General features: G+C 58.1%; 13 protein-coding genes. 10 read left to right on the top strand and 3 right to left on the bottom strand.

Annotation, left to right across the window (positions count from 1 at the left end):
- Positions 1–12 precede the first annotated feature (12 nt).
- Positions 13–1,008, bottom strand: coding sequence for a taurine ABC transporter substrate-binding protein (locus tag QOL67_RS01400; protein WP_283424150.1), 996 nt, complete (start codon positions 1,006–1,008; stop codon positions 13–15).
- 404 nt (positions 1,009–1,412) lie between these two features.
- Here QOL67_RS01400 and QOL67_RS01405 point away from each other — a divergent pair, with 404 nt between their 5' ends.
- The 5 genes from QOL67_RS01405 to pta all read left to right on the top strand — a co-directional run bounded on the left by QOL67_RS01405 (position 1,413) and on the right by pta (position 7,919).
- Positions 1,413–2,813 (top strand): aminotransferase family protein, encoded by a 1,401-nt coding sequence (locus QOL67_RS01405; protein WP_283424151.1) that lies wholly within the window; start codon positions 1,413–1,415, stop codon positions 2,811–2,813.
- Between the two features lie 72 nt (positions 2,814–2,885).
- A complete protein-coding gene (locus QOL67_RS01410; RefSeq protein WP_283424152.1) occupies positions 2,886–3,470 on the top strand; it encodes a GNAT family N-acetyltransferase in 585 nt (194 codons plus the stop codon).
- A gap of 44 nt (positions 3,471–3,514) precedes the next feature.
- Complete coding sequence (gene pdxR, locus QOL67_RS01415) at positions 3,515–4,975, top strand: MocR-like pyridoxine biosynthesis transcription factor PdxR (protein ID WP_283424153.1); 1,461 nt, start codon at positions 3,515–3,517, stop codon at positions 4,973–4,975.
- A gap of 114 nt (positions 4,976–5,089) precedes the next feature.
- Positions 5,090–6,871, top strand: a complete 1,782-nt coding sequence (xsc, locus tag QOL67_RS01420) for a sulfoacetaldehyde acetyltransferase (protein ID WP_283424154.1) — start codon at positions 5,090–5,092, stop codon at positions 6,869–6,871.
- Positions 6,872–6,875: 4 nt separating this feature from the next.
- Positions 6,876–7,919, top strand: coding sequence for a phosphate acetyltransferase (pta, locus tag QOL67_RS01425; protein WP_283424155.1), 1,044 nt, complete (start codon positions 6,876–6,878; stop codon positions 7,917–7,919).
- A 14-nt stretch (positions 7,920–7,933) separates the two neighbouring features.
- Here the strand turns inward: pta and QOL67_RS01430 are convergent, their stop codons facing one another.
- On the bottom strand, positions 7,934–8,785 hold the full coding sequence (locus tag QOL67_RS01430; RefSeq protein ID WP_283424156.1) for a phosphate acyltransferase: 852 nt from the start codon (positions 8,783–8,785) through the stop codon (positions 7,934–7,936).
- Positions 8,786–8,817: 32 nt separating this feature from the next.
- On the opposite strand from QOL67_RS01430, the gene QOL67_RS01435 reads away from it, so the two are divergent.
- From QOL67_RS01435 to QOL67_RS01455, 5 genes are all read left to right on the top strand, one after another.
- The gene (locus tag QOL67_RS01435; RefSeq protein ID WP_283424157.1) at positions 8,818–9,954 is read left to right on the top strand and encodes a citrate/2-methylcitrate synthase; all 1,137 of its coding nucleotides are present in this window, start codon (positions 8,818–8,820) and stop codon (positions 9,952–9,954) included.
- The gene (locus tag QOL67_RS01440; RefSeq protein WP_283424158.1) at positions 9,951–10,706 is read left to right on the top strand and encodes a sulfite exporter TauE/SafE family protein; all 756 of its coding nucleotides are present in this window, start codon (positions 9,951–9,953) and stop codon (positions 10,704–10,706) included. Before QOL67_RS01435 ends, QOL67_RS01440 begins: the two co-directional genes overlap by 4 nt.
- A 144-nt stretch (positions 10,707–10,850) precedes the next feature.
- Positions 10,851–13,661 (top strand): molybdopterin oxidoreductase family protein, encoded by a 2,811-nt coding sequence (locus QOL67_RS01445; protein ID WP_283424159.1) that lies wholly within the window; start codon positions 10,851–10,853, stop codon positions 13,659–13,661.
- 70 nt (positions 13,662–13,731) lie between these two features.
- Positions 13,732–14,493: a 4Fe-4S dicluster domain-containing protein gene (locus QOL67_RS01450; RefSeq protein ID WP_283424160.1), complete on the top strand. Its 762-nt coding sequence runs from the start codon at positions 13,732–13,734 to the stop codon at positions 14,491–14,493.
- Complete coding sequence (locus QOL67_RS01455; RefSeq protein WP_283424161.1) at positions 14,493–15,365, top strand: dimethyl sulfoxide reductase anchor subunit family protein; 873 nt, start codon at positions 14,493–14,495, stop codon at positions 15,363–15,365. The genes QOL67_RS01450 and QOL67_RS01455 overlap by 1 nt, the downstream gene beginning before the upstream one ends.
- Here the strand turns inward: QOL67_RS01455 and QOL67_RS01460 are convergent, their stop codons facing one another.
- Positions 15,366–16,016, bottom strand: coding sequence for a DUF1523 family protein (locus QOL67_RS01460; protein ID WP_283424162.1), 651 nt, complete (start codon positions 16,014–16,016; stop codon positions 15,366–15,368).
- Between the last annotated feature and the right edge of the window lie 12 nt (positions 16,017–16,028).

Raw genomic sequence — 16,028 nt, forward strand, 5'->3', positions numbered from 1 at the left:
TTTTCTCAGCAGTTACATGCCTTTGGCAGTTTCCAGTGGCCCGGTGTTCACCGCGCCATCATAGCTGTCCAATGCACTTGGGATTGAGCCGGCACCAACAAACACGCCCGCAACACCTTTCATGAAGTCCTGCGCCGTGCCACCCAACCAGGCGCCGCCCAGTTGCTCATCCACAGTTGGGAACTTGAAGGTCGCAAGTGTGGAGGCAGTGTCCTCTTCGGTCATGCCCGCATCTTTGGCGATCACAGGCAACATCTTGGCCTGATTAGCCTCATCCGCCCACATCGCGTTAGCGGCTGCGGTCACACCAAGGAACTTCGCCAGCATCTCGCCATCTTCGGCGATATAAGACGCAGGCGCCGTGGTGGCATCAAACACCAGAATGCCCAGCTCTTCTTTTTCAGCTCCTGTCAGCAACACGTTGCCGTGCTCGGTCATGCGGCGCAGCGCACCACCCCAACCACAAGCCATGTCCAGCGACCCTTGCGCCAATGCCGCAGCGCCCTCGGCCGGTGCCATATCCACCACTTCCATCGAGGCCACATCCACACCGAAGTGGTTCATCTGGCTCAGGAAACCATAGTGCGCAGCGGTGCCCAGCGGCACAGCCACTTTCTTGCCCGCCAATTCACCAGCGCTGTCTTTGTCAATTTCCAGTCCCGAGGCGACAACACAGTTGTCATTGTCGGAGTAGCTCACCGCCACATCCACGATTTGGATATCCTGACCCGCAGAAGCTGCAACCACAAACGGCGGCACACCCTGGCTCACGGAAATCTGCACATCGCCAGAGGCCATGGCCGCGCTCATCGCGGTGCCGGTGTCAAAGCTCACCCAATTGATCGTGGTGCCCATGGCTTCTTCATACATGCCGGTCTGCTTGGCGTATTGGAATGGCATTGGCCATTCCAAGAAATAGGCCACGGTAATTTCGGCGGTCGCCGCTTGCGCACCTACCAGCATGGCAGTGGAGGCCGCTGCGCCCATCAGCATCGTTTTCAAGCTCATTATCATCTCTCCCGTTGTCGATTCTGGCGCGAACTTCCTGCCAGGATCATTGGGCCTTGGGCCTCTTTTTTGATCACCGACACTGCGCGTCCTCCTTGAGGGGAGCGGAAATTCCGGCACCGATCAATGTTTTTTTCAGCAATTCAACCTCTCGAACCCGCGTCTTTGGGTGTTTGGACATATTTGACCATTTGGTTGAAAACCTTAAAAACTAGGGGCTTGGTGCCATATTGTCGGTTTTTTTGAGACGCCCAGATACTTTTCTGGCCTTACACGGCTATAATTTTTGGCCCTATAATCTTGCTTGAAAAAGTCGCGAGGATGGCGTGAAGTCTAACGCAGCGGACCGATTTCGCGCTCAACTCACAACCTAAAGTAGATTCTTTACCAGGAGGACTCGCGCCATGGATGGCACACTGAAAGATAACGACCTCAGCCACGTCGTAAATGCCGACAAAGCGCACGTTTGGCACCATCTCGTGCAGCACAAGCCATTCGAAACCAACGATCCTCGCATCATTATCGAAGGCAAAGGTATGCGCGTGTGGGATCAAAATGGTAAAGAATACATCGATGCGGTGTCCGGCGCGGTCTGGACGGTCAACGTTGGCTACGGCCGCGAACGCATTGCCAATGCGGTACACGCCAACCTGATGAAGATGTGCTACTTCGCCAATGCCGCCGGCAACGTGCCTGGCGCGCTCTATGCGGAAAAGCTGATCGACAAAATGCCCGGCATGAGCCGCGTCTATTTCACCAACTCCGGATCAGAGGCCAATGAAAAAGCCTTCAAGATGATACGGCAGATTGCGCATAAAAAGTATGGCGGCAAAAAACACAAAATCCTCTACCGCGACCGTGACTATCACGGCAGCACCCTGGCGGCGATGTCGGCCGGCGGCCAGGATGAGCGCAATATGCAATATGGCCCCTTTGCGCCCGGTTTTGTGCGCGTGCCACATTGTATGGAATATCGCAAAGACGAGCTCGGCCTCGGCCACCTTTCCGGCCGCGACTTTGGCATTGCTGCCGCCAACCAAATCGAAGACGTCATCCTCAAAGAAGGTCCAGACACCGTCGGCGCACTGTGCCTGGAACCTGTAACCGCAGGTGGCGGCGTGATTACCCCGCCAGAAGGCTATTGGGAACGCGTGCAGGAAATCTGCAAGCAGTATGACATCCTGCTGCACATCGACGAAGTGGTTTGCGGCATTGGACGCACTGGCACCCATTGGTTTGGATACCAACACTACGGCATCAAACCGGATTTTGTGACCATGGCCAAAGGTGTGGCTTCCGGCTACGCCGCCATCGCCTGCATGGTGACCACCGAAGAAATCTTTGACCTGTTCAAAGCTGACGCATCTGACAAGCTCGACCATTTCCGCGACATCTCCACTTTTGGGGGCTGCACCGCAGGTCCCGCGGCCGCGCTGGAAAACATGGCCATCATCGAAGAAGAAGGCTTGCTGGAAAACTGCACCGCCATGGGCGAGCGTATGATGGGCAACCTTCAGGCACTGATGGAAAAGCATGAGGTTATTGGTGACGTGCGCGGCAAAGGTCTCTTCCTTGGCTGCGAACTGGTCAAGGACCGCGACACCAAAGAACCAGTGGACGAAGCAGACATCACCGCCATCGTCGGGGATTGCGGCGCTCAGGGTGTGATCATTGGCTCTGCCAACCGCTCGGTGCCCGGTCGCAACAATGTGATTGCATTTTCTCCTGCACTGATCGCGACGGCAGATGACATCGACGCGATTACAAACGCTGTCGACAATGCGCTGACCAAAGTGTTTGGCTAACAAAATCATATCACATTCTTGCGCCCCCTGCTCCACCAAGAACAGGGGGCGTATTTTCTGAAAGGACGTCCCATGTGGCCCGCCCCAATCACACTGACCGGCACCCATGTGTCTTTGGAGCACCTGTCTCAAGACCACGCCAATGACTTGACTGAGGCCTCAGCGGACGGTGACTTGGCAGCACTTTGGTACACAATGGTCCCCGCCCCCAACGACGTGCCCGCCAACATTGATGCCCGCCTTGCCACTCCCGGCATGACACCTTTTGCCATTCTGGACACATCCGGCAAAGCCGTGGGTATGACCACTTACATGAACGCCGACGAAACAAACCGGCGTGTGGAAATTGGCTCCACCTGGTATCGCGCTTCGGTACAACGCAGCCCGATGAATACCGAGTGCAAACTCTTGATGCTGAGCCACGCCTTTGACGCTCTCGACTGCATCGCAGTCGAATTTCGCACGCATTTCATGAATCGTGCCTCGCGCAATGCCATTGAGCGTCTTGGCGCAAAATTTGACGGTGTCTTGCGCAACCACATGATTATGGCCAACGGCACCCTGCGCGACACTGCGGTCTATTCCATCTGCCAGCATGAATGGCCTGCGGTGCGGGCAAATCTTGAACACAAGCTGACGGAAATGGACCAGCAGTGAACGTCCAGTTTGCCAGCACGATAAGTCCAGTATAGCGTCCCCTTATGGCCATATCTGTCGAAACATTCTTTCTCGCGCCCGGTTTCCAGGGCACGCTTCAAGCGCAAATCCAGCAACTCATTGCCGAAGGCATCTTGTCCGGACGCTTTCGCCGTGGAGAAAAACTGCCGTCGTCGCGTAAATTGGCCACGCATCTCGGGGTGTCCCGCATCACAGTTACGCTTGCCTACACAGAGCTTCTGGCCAACGATTATCTGACCTCTCGCGGCCGCTCCGGCTATTACGTCAGCGAAAATGCACCTGTTCCGCCGTCCTTTGACCCGCCCAAACCACGCGAAGACCGCATCGACTGGACTCGCGCGTTAGGCCGTCGGTTTACAGGCGGCGACACGCCAGACAAACCCAAAGACTGGGCCAATTACCGCTTCCCCTTTGTCTACGGTCAAACCGATCCAAGCCTGTTTGACCATGCCAATTGGCGTCTTTGCGCATTGCAGGCCTTGGGACAAAAAGATTTCACTGCACTAACCGCAGACTACTATGATCAAGACGACCCCGAACTGGTCGAATTCATCGCGCGCAACACCCTTCCCCGTCGCGGCATCATTGCCCGTCCCGAAGAAATCCTGATCACCCTTGGCGCCCAGAACGCCCTTTGGATCGCGGCGCAGATCTTACTGACGCAACGCCGCACGGCCGCCATCGAAAACCCTTGCTACCACGCCCTGCGCGACATCTTGAATCAATCGCGCTGCCACGTTGACGCCATCAACGTGGATCGCGACGGCCTCAATCCCGCGCTGATCTCAAACGAAGCCGATGTGATTTTCACTACCCCCAGCCACCAATGCCCAACCACCGCCACCATGCCGATGGACCGTCGTCATGCGCTTTTGGAGCACGCCCGCAACATCGATGCGCTGGTGGTCGAAGACGACTACGAATTTGAAATGTCCTTCTTGGATGCGCCATCTCCAGCCTTGAAATCACTCGATACCGAAGGCCGCGTGATCTACGTTGGCAGCTTCTCCAAATCACTCTTTCCGGGCCTGCGCCTCGGCTACCTGGTCGGTTCAGAAGCCTTTATTCGCGAGGCCCGCGCATTGCGGGCATCCGTCATCCGCCACCCGCCCGGTCACATCCAACGCACCGCCGCCTACTTCCTATCTTTGGGCCACTATGACGCCCTGATCCGCCGCATTCGCGAAGCCCTCAAAGCCCGTCGCGCAGTTATGCAAGACGCAATTGAGCAATATGGCTTGACGGTTGCGGGCCAAGGCGCTTTTGGCGGCTCCTCCTTTTGGATGCGGGCAAACCCCGAAGTGAACACGGAAATACTGGCACAGGCGCTAAAATCTGATGGCGTTCTGATTGAGCCCGGCCACCCGTTTTTCACAGACGAAGCCCCGCCCCAAAACTTCTACCGGCTCGGCTATTCCTCCATTCCCTCCGAGCGAATCCCTGAGGGTGTTTCTCGTATCGCCCGCGCCCTCGGTCAGCGCTGATCTGGATACATTCGGCCACCCATTCTGGCCCTAACGCCAGATTGCCGCAATTCGTAGTTTCAATCAAAATGACCGCCCCACCACAGGAGTCGGGCGCAGCATGGAGTTTGCCTCATGAAAATGACCACCGAAGAAGCCTTTGTGAAGGTGCTTCAACGCCACGGTATTGAACATGCCTTTGGAATCATTGGCTCTGCGATGATGCCCATCTCGGACCTCTTCCCCAAAGCGGGCATCATGTTCTGGGACTGCGCCCACGAAGGCTCCGCCGGCATGATGAGCGACGGTTACACCCGCGCCACCGGCAAAATGTCGATGATGATCGCGCAAAACGGCCCCGGCATCACCAACTTCGTGACCGCTGTAAAAACCGCTTACTGGAACCACACTCCGCTGCTGTTGGTCACACCACAGGCCGCCAACAAGACCATTGGTCAGGGTGGTTTCCAGGAAGTTGAACAGATGAAACTGTTTGAGGACATGGTGGCCTATCAGGAAGAGGTGCGTGACCCGACCCGTGTCGCCGAAGTCCTCACCCGTGTGATCAGCCAAGCCAAACGTCTTTGTGGCCCGGCACAACTCAACATCCCGCGTGATTTCTGGACTCAAGTTGTCGACATCGACATCCCGGATCCAATCGAGTTTGAGGCCTCCTCTGGCGGCAGCAACTCCGTCACAGACGCCGCTGCCCTGCTTTCCTCCGCCAAGAACCCGGTGATTCTGAACGGCGCGGGCACTGTGTTGTCCGAAGGCGGCATTCCCGCCTCCATCGCTCTGGCCGAACGCCTCGATGCGCCGGTGTGCGTTGGCTATCAGCACAACGATGCCTTCCCGGGCAACCACCCGCTGTTTGCTGGACCGCTCGGCTACAACGGCTCCAAAGCGGGTATGGAACTGATCAAAGAGGCTGACGTTATTCTGGCCCTTGGCACCCGCCTGAACCCCTTCTCCACCCTGCCGGGCTACGGCATGGAATACTGGCCAGCGGACGCCAAAATCATTCAGGTGGACATCAACCCCAACCGCATCGGTCTGACCAAGAAAGTCGAAGTGGGTATCGTGGGCGACGCCGCCAAAGTGGCCACGGGTATCCTGGAACAGCTTGCGGACAACGCTGGTGACGCGGGACGCGAGGATCGCAAAGCCCACATTTCCAAAACCAAATCCGCCTGGGCACAGCAGCTCTCCTCCATGGACCACGAAGACGACGATCCCGGCACCAGCTGGAACGAACGCGCCCGCGCTGACAAGCCAGACTGGATGTCCCCACGTATGGCCTGGCGTGCGATCCAATCTGCTCTGCCGCGCGAAGCCATCATCAGCTCCGACATCGGCAACAACTGCGCCATCGGCAACGCCTACCCGTCTTTTGAGGAAGGTCGCAAATATCTGGCACCTGGCCTGTTTGGTCCCTGCGGGTACGGCCTGCCAGCTATTGTTGGCGCCAAAATTGGCCAACCGGATGTACCAGTCTGCGGTTTCGCCGGCGACGGTGCCTTTGGCATCGCGGTGAACGAGTTGACCGCCATCGGCCGCGGTGAATGGCCTGCCGTGACACAGATCGTCTTCCGCAACTACCAGTGGGGCGCTGAAAAGCGGAACTCCACCCTGTGGTTTGATGACAACTTCGTTGGCACCGAGCTGGACACATCCGTGTCTTATGCTGGCATCGCTCAGGCCTGTGGCCTGGAAGGCGTTGTCGCCCGCACCATGGACGAGCTGACCGCCGCACTGAACAAAGCCATCGATGATCAGATGAACCACGGCAAAACCACCCTGATCGAAGCCATGATCAACCAGGAACTGGGTGAACCCTTCCGTCGCGACGCAATGAAAAAGCCTGTTTCCGTGGCCGGTATCGACGCGGCTGACATGGTCAAACAGACCGGAAGCTGACCCCTTGAAGCCGCTCCGCCAAATACTTGGTGCCGCCAGCGGCTCTGACAAAATCATCGCCCTTTCTGAGGGCGATGATCCCCGCGTAGCAGAGGCTGCGCTTATGATCCGCAAGGAAAAGGTGGCCCGCGTCCTCTTGGTGGGCAACCCGATTACCATCGCCGAGCATCTCGCATCCCACGGCACCACCCCCGAGGAAGTTGCTGGCGAAATTGAGATCCACGATCCCAGTAACTCACCCCTAATTGACGAATTTCGCGACACATTGGTGGCCTTACGCGCCCACAAAGGCATGACGCCCGAAAAAGCCGCAGCGCAAGTCCGTCACCGCCTGACCTATGCGTCGCTTTTGGTGCAAACGGGCCGCGCCCACGGCACCGTCGGCGGCGCTGCTGAAACCACATCTGACACTGTGCGCACCGCGCTTCAGATCATCGGCAAAGCGCCAAATTCGGCGATGGTCTCCTCTTTCTTTTTCATGCTCTACTGCAAGGAACATCACACTGTGAAAGGCGCGCATATCTTTGCGGATTGCGGCTTGGTGGTGGATCCTGACGCCAATGAAATGGCCGAAATCGCGCGTGCGTCCGCAGCGTCGTACCGCGCGCTGACCGGCGATACACCGCGCGTCGCTATGCTGTCTTTCTCCACTGCCGGAAGCGCCGATCATCCCAAAGTGTCCAAGGTTGTGGCGGCAACGCATCTGGCCAAAGTGGCCGATCCCAATCTAATCATCGACGGAGAGCTTCAGTTCGACGCCGCCTTTGTGCCTGAGGTTGCCGCCTCCAAAGCTGAAAAATCGGCACTTGGCGGCGCAGCCAACGTCTTTGTCTTCCCCAGCCTGAACGCCGGTAACTTGGGCTACAAAATCGCCCAACGTGTTGGGGGGGCAACCGCCATCGGCCCGGTCCTGCAAGGCTTGGCAAAACCCGCCAATGACCTATCCCGCGGTTGCTCCGCTGAAGACATCCTGCACATGGTTGCTGTCACAGTCGCCCAATCCGACGCGTTAGATAAGGCCGAAAAGGCACCCGAGGGGGCCGCATGACCGCCGCCCCTGCATCAATCCAGCGCCAGTGTCACAATGGTCGCAGCAACGATATCCTGCGCACTGGCTCCACGGCTCAAATCACAAACCGGTTTGCGGAACCCCTGCAGGATCGGCCCCAAGGCTTGCGCCCCGCCCAAAGCAACCGCCAATTTGTACGCAATATTGCCGGCATCCAAGTTGGGGAAGACCAGAATATTTGCGTCCCCCGCTCCAGCACCCTTTCGCGCGGCGACTTCAGGGATCAGAGCGGCGTCACCTTGCACCGGCCCTGTGAAACCGCTCAACTCGGCCGCCTCACGCACTTTGTCGACACTTGCGCCCGCACCGCTGGTGCCGGTGGAAAACGACAGCAATGCCACCCGCGCCTCGCCCAACAACGCTTCTCCACTGCGCGCCGAAGCTGTGGCAATTGCCGCCAAACCTTCGGCATCAGGGTCCACTGTCAAACCGCAGTCGGCAAAAATCAACGACCGGCCATCCGCGAAGTTCATCAGGAAGAAACTCGACGGCACGCTCACCTCATCGGCCAAGCCAATCGCCATGGATGCCGCCTCGATCACACGTCGTGTTGGAGCTTCCGCCCCTGCGGTCATCGCGTCTGCCTCGCCAGCCGCCACCATGGCGGCCGCCCGATAGAGCGGTTTCTCGACAAGACGTCGGGCGATCCGCTCTTTCATGCCACGCGTATCCATCAGCGCCTGCACATAGCGTTCTGTGTTATCACCAAGCGTCACAGGCCGGCACAGGCCATCCCGATCCAACGCCCGCATCGCCTCAGCTGTGCGCGGCTCTTTGTGTTCGGGGAACACAACCCGCGCGTTTTTCGCCGCCACCTTGGTCGACAGCGCATCCATAAACTTCATGTATACCTCCGTATACGCAACAGGAGCCATCCGTGACCGAAAACGTCAAGATCAACCGCGGCCTCAAGGGCATTTATTTCGAACGTTCTGGCGTCTCCCACATCGATGGCGCCAAAGGCGAGCTGTCTTATCGTGGCTATTCCATTCACGACCTCGCCACACAATCCACTTTTGAGGAAGTCTGCTATCTGCTGATCCACGGTGAACTGCCTTCCGAAGCAGAATTGGCCACGTTTGACGCCGCTCTCAAGGCCGCCCGTGAGTTGCCCGAACAAGTCTATGACATCATCCGCGCCACCAAAGACGGCCACCCGATGGACGTACTGCGCACCGCCGTCTCCGCCCTCGCTGCGCTGGAGGCCGACAGCCAGAAAACCGGTCCGGAAGCCTTCCTCGCCAACGGCCTACGCCTGACTTCTCAGGTCCCGATGATCATCGCCGCGCATGAGCACATCCGCAACGGTCGCGATCCTGTTCCCGCCGACAAAACGCTTTCGCACGCCGCCAACTGGCTCTGGATGCTGAAAGGCGAAAAGCCGTCTGAGGATGCCGCCAAACTGGCCGATGTGGATTTCATCCTGCACGCCGAACACGGTGCCAACGCGTCGTCCTTTGCGGCCCGCGTCACAATTGGTACAGACACCAACCTGCACGGCGGCATCGTGACTGCGCTCTCCACGCTCGCAGGCCCCGCCCACGGCGGCGCAGCTGAAGACGTGATGAAAATGGTGCAGGAAATCGGCACGCCTGACAACGCCGCTGCCTATGTAAAAAACAAACGTAAAAACCGCGAAGCTGTCACCGGCTTTGGCCACCGCGTCTACCGCGCCGAAGACCCCCGCGCCCGCCACATGCGAGACGGCGTCAAGAAACTCGGCGATGAAATGGGCGCACCGGAGTGGTACGAAATCCTGCAAGGCGTTGTGGAAGCGATGAAGCCCTACGCCCGCCATGGCCTCAACGTGAACGTCGATTTCTACTCCGGCGTGATCTACCAGCTGCACGGCATCCCAATGGACCTCTACGTGCCCATCTTTGCCATTGGCCGCATGCCCGGCTGGATCATCCAATGTATCGATCAACAGGAAAGCAACATCCTGATCCGTCCGCTGACGCTCTATAACGGGCCGGACATGCGCGCCTATACACCGATGAAAGAGCGTTCATGATCGACGCCCTGGCCCTGCCAACAGACCACTTTATCTGGCTCACCCTGATTTGCTTCGTCGCCGGTGTGGTACGCGGCTTCTCAGGCTTTGCCCTGTCGGCAGTTGTTATGGCCATCGCGGTGATGTTTCTCGCTCCGATCACCCTTATCCCAATCCTCTGGTTTCAGGAAATGACCGCCTCTCTGCTGATGGTGCGCGGCGGCATGAAAGAGGCCAACCGCCGTGTGGTCACCGGCCTTGTTCTCGGCTCTGCTTTTGGCCTGCCCATGGGCCTCAGCCTGACGCAAGAGTTGCCAGTGGACACCTCCAAACTGGTGGCGCTGTCGGTGATTGTTGTGCTGGCCGCCACGCAGCTTGCCAAATTGCGCCTGCCGATCCTGGCGACCCGACCCGGCCTCTGGGGCTCCGGCATTTTGGCGGGCATTGTCACTGGCCTGGCTGGCGTGGGTGGCATGGTGGTCGCCCTTTACGTTCTGGCCTCCAACGCGCCTGCCCGCGAAATGCGCGCCTCTCTGGTGATGTTCCTCTTTGCCTCCTCTGTGATCTCGCTGGCAACCCTGACATACTTTGGTGTGATGAACACCCAATCCGCCCTGCGCGGCCTTGCCCTTGCCCCGGCCTCCGCAATTGGCGTGATTGCCGGGAAGGCCTTTTTCCGCCCCAACTGGGAGCCCTACTACAAACCGTTCTGCCTGTGCCTGCTGATTGGGCTCGCCACCCTTGGCATCCTCCGCCAGGGCATGGGCGCGTGAACCGACGTTGACGGATGACAACAATGTTCTACTGTAAATCAACATTTGAGAATGACCTCCCAACTTCGGGCCGGCATTCAAAAGAAACCACCCACCCCTCCTTAGAGGCACTCACCCGGCACTTTGGCTGGAAAGGCACCCTTCATGGCTGACGGACAACCGCAACTCGATCTTTCCCCCAAAGTCTCCGACGAGGTCCGCAAGACCACCTGCTACATGTGCGCCTGCCGCTGCGGCATCAATGTGCACATGAAAGACGGCAAAGTGGCCTACATCGAAGGCAACCGCGACCACCCGGTCAACAAGGGTGTGCTCTGTGCCAAAGGCTCAGCTGGCATCATGCAGGTCAACGCCCCCTCACGCCTCAAAAAGCCTCTCAAACGGGTCGGCCCCCGTGGCTCCGGCGAATACGAAGAAATTTCTTGGGAAGAAGCGATCAACACAGCGGTGGGTTGGCTCACCGAGCTGCACGAAACGGCGCCCCATAAACTGGCCTTTTTCACCGGTCGCGACCAATCCCAAAGCTTCACCAGCTTTTGGGCGCAACACTTTGGCACTCCCAACTATGCCGCACACGGTGGTTTCTGCTCGGTCAACATGGCCGCCGCAGGCATCTACACCATGGGCGGTGCCTTTTGGGAGTTTGGCCAGCCCGATTGGGATCACACCAAGCTTTTCATGATTTTTGGTGTCGCTGAAGATCACGACAGCAACCCGATCAAAGCAGGCATTGGCAAGATCAAAGCCAACGGCGCCAAGGTCATTGGCGTGAACCCGGTGCGCTCCGGTTACAACGCTGTGGCCGATGAATGGGTCAGCATCACACCCGGCACCGATGGGCTGTTTATTCTCGCACTGGTGCATGAGCTGATGAAGGCGGGCAAAATCGACCTTCACTACCTCGCGCAATACACCAACGCCGCCGTGCTGGTGGACGCCGAAACCGGTCTGTTGCTGCGCGATGATGACGGCAAACAGCTGGTGATCGATCGAAATACCGGCAAGCCTGCGCCGTTTGACCAAAAAGGCGTGCGCCCTGACCTGTCGGCCACCTATCGCAGCGCCGGACAAACCCATCGCACCGTGATGCACCTCATGGCCGAGAAATATCTCGACCCACAATATGCGCCAGAAAACGTCGCAGAGAAAACCGGCATCTCCGCCCAAAAGATCAAAACCATCGCCGCTGAACTGGCGCGTGTGGCCTTTGACGAAGCCTTCGAGTTGGACCAGGAATGGACCGACTTCCGCGGCGAAACCCACAAAACCATGACGGGCCGCCCGGTCAGCTTCCATGCCATGCGCGGTATCTCTGCCCACTCCAATGGCTTCCAAACCTGCCGTGCGCTGCACGTGCTGCAAATCCTCTTGGGCACCGTCGAAGTCCCCGGCGGGTTCCGATTTAAACCGCCCTACCCCAAGCCGGTCGAGGCGCATCCAACGCCGCACGGCATCGGTCGCCCTGGCAAACCGCTTGCAGGTCCGCACCTCGGTTTCCCCCGTGGTCCTGAAGACCTTCAAATTGCCGATGACGGCAGCGCCTGTCGCATCGACAAAGCTTTCACATGGCAAAACCCCATGTCTGTACATGGTTTGATGCATATGGTGATCTCCAACGCCCACGCCCAAGACCCGTACCCCATCGACACTCTGTTCATGTACATGGCCAATATGTCGTGGAACTCAAGCATGAACACTTCCGGCGTGATCAAGATGCTGACCGACCGCAATGACGACGGTGGTTACCGCATCCCGCGCATCATCTATTCCGATGCCTACAGCTCTGAAATGGTCGCTTATGCCGACCTGATCCTGCCGGACACCACCTATTTGGAACGCCACGACTGTATCTCGCTCTTGGACCGTCCGATCTGCGAAGCAGACGGCGCGGCGGACGCCATCCGCTGGCCCGTGGTGGAGCCGGATCGTGACGTGCGCGGCTTCCAATCCGTGCTGATCGAACTTGGCGCCCGCATCGGCCTGCCCGGTTTCCTCAACGAAGACGGCACGCCAAAGTGGAAAGACTACGCTGATTACATCGTGAACCACGAACGCCGCCCCGGCGTTGGTCCTCTCGCAGGCTTCCGCGGGGAAGATGGCGACCAATTTGGTCGTGGCACGGTGAACCCGGAACAATTGGACAAATACATCGAGAACGGCGGCTTTGCGATTGAGCATGTGCCAGACGCCGCGCGCTACATGAAGCCTTGGAACCAAGACTATCAAGATTGGGCCGTGAAAATCGGCCTGTTTGATGCGCCGCAGCCTTTCTTGTTCCAACTTTATGTCGAGCCCATGCGCAAATTCCAGCGCGCTGCCGAGGGTCACGGGGATATCCAACCGCCAGACCACCTGCGCGAGCGATTGAAAGAGGTCATGGACCCGCTGCCCATCTGGTATGCGCCGCTCGAAGACAGCAGCGTTGATCCTGATGAGTTTGACGTGCACGCCCTCACCCAGCGCCCGATGGCAATGTATCACAGCTGGGGCACGCAAAACGCATGGCTGCGGCAATTGCATGGCGAGAACCCGCTCTACCTCCCAACCAAACTTTGGGAAAAACACAACTTCTCCGAAGGCGACTGGGCGCGTGTGACCTCGGTGCATGGCGAAATCACCGTGCCAGTTGCCCATCAGGCGGCGCTCAACGAAAACACAGTCTGGACCTGGAACGCCATCGGCAAGCGCAAAGGCACCTGGGCACTCTCTGAAGACGCACCGGAGGGCAACAAGGGTTTCCTGCTCAATCACCTGATCCATGAGTTGTTGCCGCCCAAAGGTGACGGCCTCCGCTGGGCCAATTCGGACCCCATCACCGGCCAAGCCGCTTGGTTCGATTTGCGCGTGAAACTCGAGAAAGCAGATCCACCATCTGAAAGCCAACCGGCCTTTGATTCCATCAAGTCACCGGTGCCTCAGGGTCCGGATAATCTGGAATGGAAGGTGGGTAAATGAGACACCAAAACCTCAAAATACGCACCTCCGCGATACAGTCGCAATACAGACGCAATACCGACGGGGCAAAATGACCGAATTACCCACCAAAACCGACCGCACCCTCGGCCTTGTAATCGACCTGGACACCTGCGTCGGCTGCCACGCTTGTGTGATCTCCTGCAAAGGCTGGAACACCGAAAACTACGGCGCACCGCTGAGTGATCAACGCCCATATGGCACCGAACCCATGGGCACATTCCTGAACCGCGTCCACAGCTACGAGGTTCAGCCAGAGACGGGCCCTGCGCAAACCGTACATTTCCCAAAGTCTTGTTTACATTGCGAAAACGCCCCCTGCGTCACCGTTTGCCCCACTGGCGCAAGCTACAAGCGGGTTGAGGATGGCATTGTCCTGGTGAACGAAGACCACTGCATCGGCTGCGGCCTCTGCGCCTGGGCCTGCCCCTATGGCGCGCGCGAGTTGGATCAAGCGGAAGGCGTAATGAAAAAATGCACCCTCTGCGTGGACCGCATCTACAATGAAAACCTGCCTGAAGAGGACCAAATCCCGTCGTGCGTGCGCACCTGCCCCGCCGGCGCAAGACACTTTGGAGACCTCTCAGATCCAAATTCCGATGTCAGCCAACTTGTTGAATCCAGAGGTGGTTTTGACCTCATGCCAGAAATGGGCACCCTTCCTGTGAACAAATACCTCCCGCCGCGTCTCAAAGATTCTTGGGACGATCAGAGCCTTTTGGCCCCACTTTTGGAACCGGTCGCGGAAGAAGCTCAAGGCTTCCTTGGCTGGCTCGACAAAGCCCTCGATAAATTGCCCGGAGGGACCGCCTGATGCATCCAGCCCCATCTGTCATTGTCTTCTCAACCCTCTCCGGCCTCGGCTTCGGTCTGCTGTTCTGGCTAGGCATAGATGCAAATCCCCCAACCGGTCTTGCAGCTTTCATATTCTTTGCAATCGCTTTCGCGCTTGCAGTGGGTGGATTGCTTTCGTCAACCTTTCACCTAGGCCACCCCGAACGCGCTTGGCGCGCACTCAGCCAATGGCGCAGCAGTTGGCTGTCCCGCGAAGGCGTCTGCGCCATCCTCGCCCTGCTTTGCATGGGAATCTACGCAATTGATCTTATCTTCCTGCAGATCCACGCCACCGCCTTGGGTCTGATCGGAGCAGCCCTGTCGCTGTTCACGGTCTTCACAACATCAATGATCTACGCCCAGCTCGACACCGTGCCGCGTTGGAAAACCCCTTTGACACCAGCGCTTTACCTGAGCTTTTCTTTGGCTGGCGGGGCGCTGCTTTCTGGTCGGGTGAACATGGCGATCCTGCTTCTGGTGATCGCCGCAATATGCCAATTCATCTGGTGGCAACGCGGAGACGTTGCCCTCTCTGACAGCGGTACCGACCTTGGCACAGCCACGGGGCTAGGCGAACGCGGCACCGTGCGCTCCATGGCACATCCCCACACCGCTCCGAACTATTTGGTGAAAGAGTTCATCTTCGTAATCGGTCGAAAACACGCTCAAAAGCTGCGCCGCATTGCCTTTGGCCTCACTTTTGTGCTGCCCATCATTTGCCTGCTGCTGCCGTTCAGCCACGTTTTGGCGATCATCGCGGTGCTCAGCCATGTCGCCGGTGTCGCCACCTCGCGCTGGCTGTTCTTTGCAGAGGCCGAACACGTCGTCGGCCTCTACTATGGTGCTCGCTGATTAGCGTGCTTTTCCGCGCCAGGTGTCCAGCCAGGCGCGGAACCGCCCCCGCTTCTCTGCCAGATTGTCACCAGCCGCTTCAAAGCTGTCCCCCATGTCTTCCAGCACAGGATCAATCCGCGCCTGCCGGAACCGACGCCAACGCACATAAATCGCCCAAACAATTGCGAAAAACACCGTCAAAATCAGGATGTTAAGCCAGGGAATGAACGTCACATCCGGGCTTTCAACGGCTTTCACCCCCACCGCATTTGGATAGATCGACAGAAACTCGTTGCGCCAGCCATAGTGCTTCACCGCCACCCAATTCGGCGCATCCGAGCTCGATTTCAGGTCGCCAGCTTCAGCCTGAAGGTTGGCAGTATCAAACTTGAAATACGGCGGCCAACCAGCGCTGGTGTCCTCGTTGCGATAGACCATCACGCGATCATTGGGCATCTTCGTCTCGATAAAGAACACGTCACGATTGACCGTTGTCTCGGCATTGCCTGCATCCGATTTGGCCCAAAAGATCGAGTTCTCACCAAAATCGATCCGCTTCTCATAGGTGTCCGTGATCCGCACCACATCATGCTGCGGCAACGTGTAGTGAAAGAACGCCGCCACAAAAATCCAGAACAGTGTCCAGAAACCCCATTTCACATAGACCATGTCGTCGGTCCC

Origin of the sequence: Shimia sagamensis (assembly GCF_900182745.1) — a bacterium.
Classification (GTDB): Bacteria; Pseudomonadota; Alphaproteobacteria; order Rhodobacterales; family Rhodobacteraceae; genus Shimia; species Shimia sagamensis.

What these genes read in the sequence shown, in the direction of transcription:
- QOL67_RS01440 (WP_283424158.1), top strand. Translation starts at nt 9,951, where the DNA reads ATGATCGACGCCCTGGCCCTGCCAACAGACCACTTTATCTGGCTCACC.
- pdxR (WP_283424153.1), top strand. Translation starts at nt 3,515, where the DNA reads ATGGCCATATCTGTCGAAACATTCTTTCTCGCGCCCGGTTTCCAGGGC.
- QOL67_RS01460 (WP_283424162.1), bottom strand. Translation starts at nt 16,016, where the DNA reads ATGGTCTATGTGAAATGGGGTTTCTGGACACTGTTCTGGATTTTTGTG.
- QOL67_RS01400 (WP_283424150.1), bottom strand. Translation starts at nt 1,008, where the DNA reads ATGAGCTTGAAAACGATGCTGATGGGCGCAGCGGCCTCCACTGCCATG.
- QOL67_RS01450 (WP_283424160.1), top strand. Translation starts at nt 13,732, where the DNA reads ATGACCGAATTACCCACCAAAACCGACCGCACCCTCGGCCTTGTAATC.
- QOL67_RS01405 (WP_283424151.1), top strand. Translation starts at nt 1,413, where the DNA reads ATGGATGGCACACTGAAAGATAACGACCTCAGCCACGTCGTAAATGCC.
- QOL67_RS01445 (WP_283424159.1), top strand. Translation starts at nt 10,851, where the DNA reads ATGGCTGACGGACAACCGCAACTCGATCTTTCCCCCAAAGTCTCCGAC.
- QOL67_RS01410 (WP_283424152.1), top strand. Translation starts at nt 2,886, where the DNA reads ATGTGGCCCGCCCCAATCACACTGACCGGCACCCATGTGTCTTTGGAG.
- xsc (WP_283424154.1), top strand. Translation starts at nt 5,090, where the DNA reads ATGAAAATGACCACCGAAGAAGCCTTTGTGAAGGTGCTTCAACGCCAC.
- QOL67_RS01455 (WP_283424161.1), top strand. Translation starts at nt 14,493, where the DNA reads ATGCATCCAGCCCCATCTGTCATTGTCTTCTCAACCCTCTCCGGCCTC.
- QOL67_RS01430 (WP_283424156.1), bottom strand. Translation starts at nt 8,785, where the DNA reads ATGAAGTTTATGGATGCGCTGTCGACCAAGGTGGCGGCGAAAAACGCG.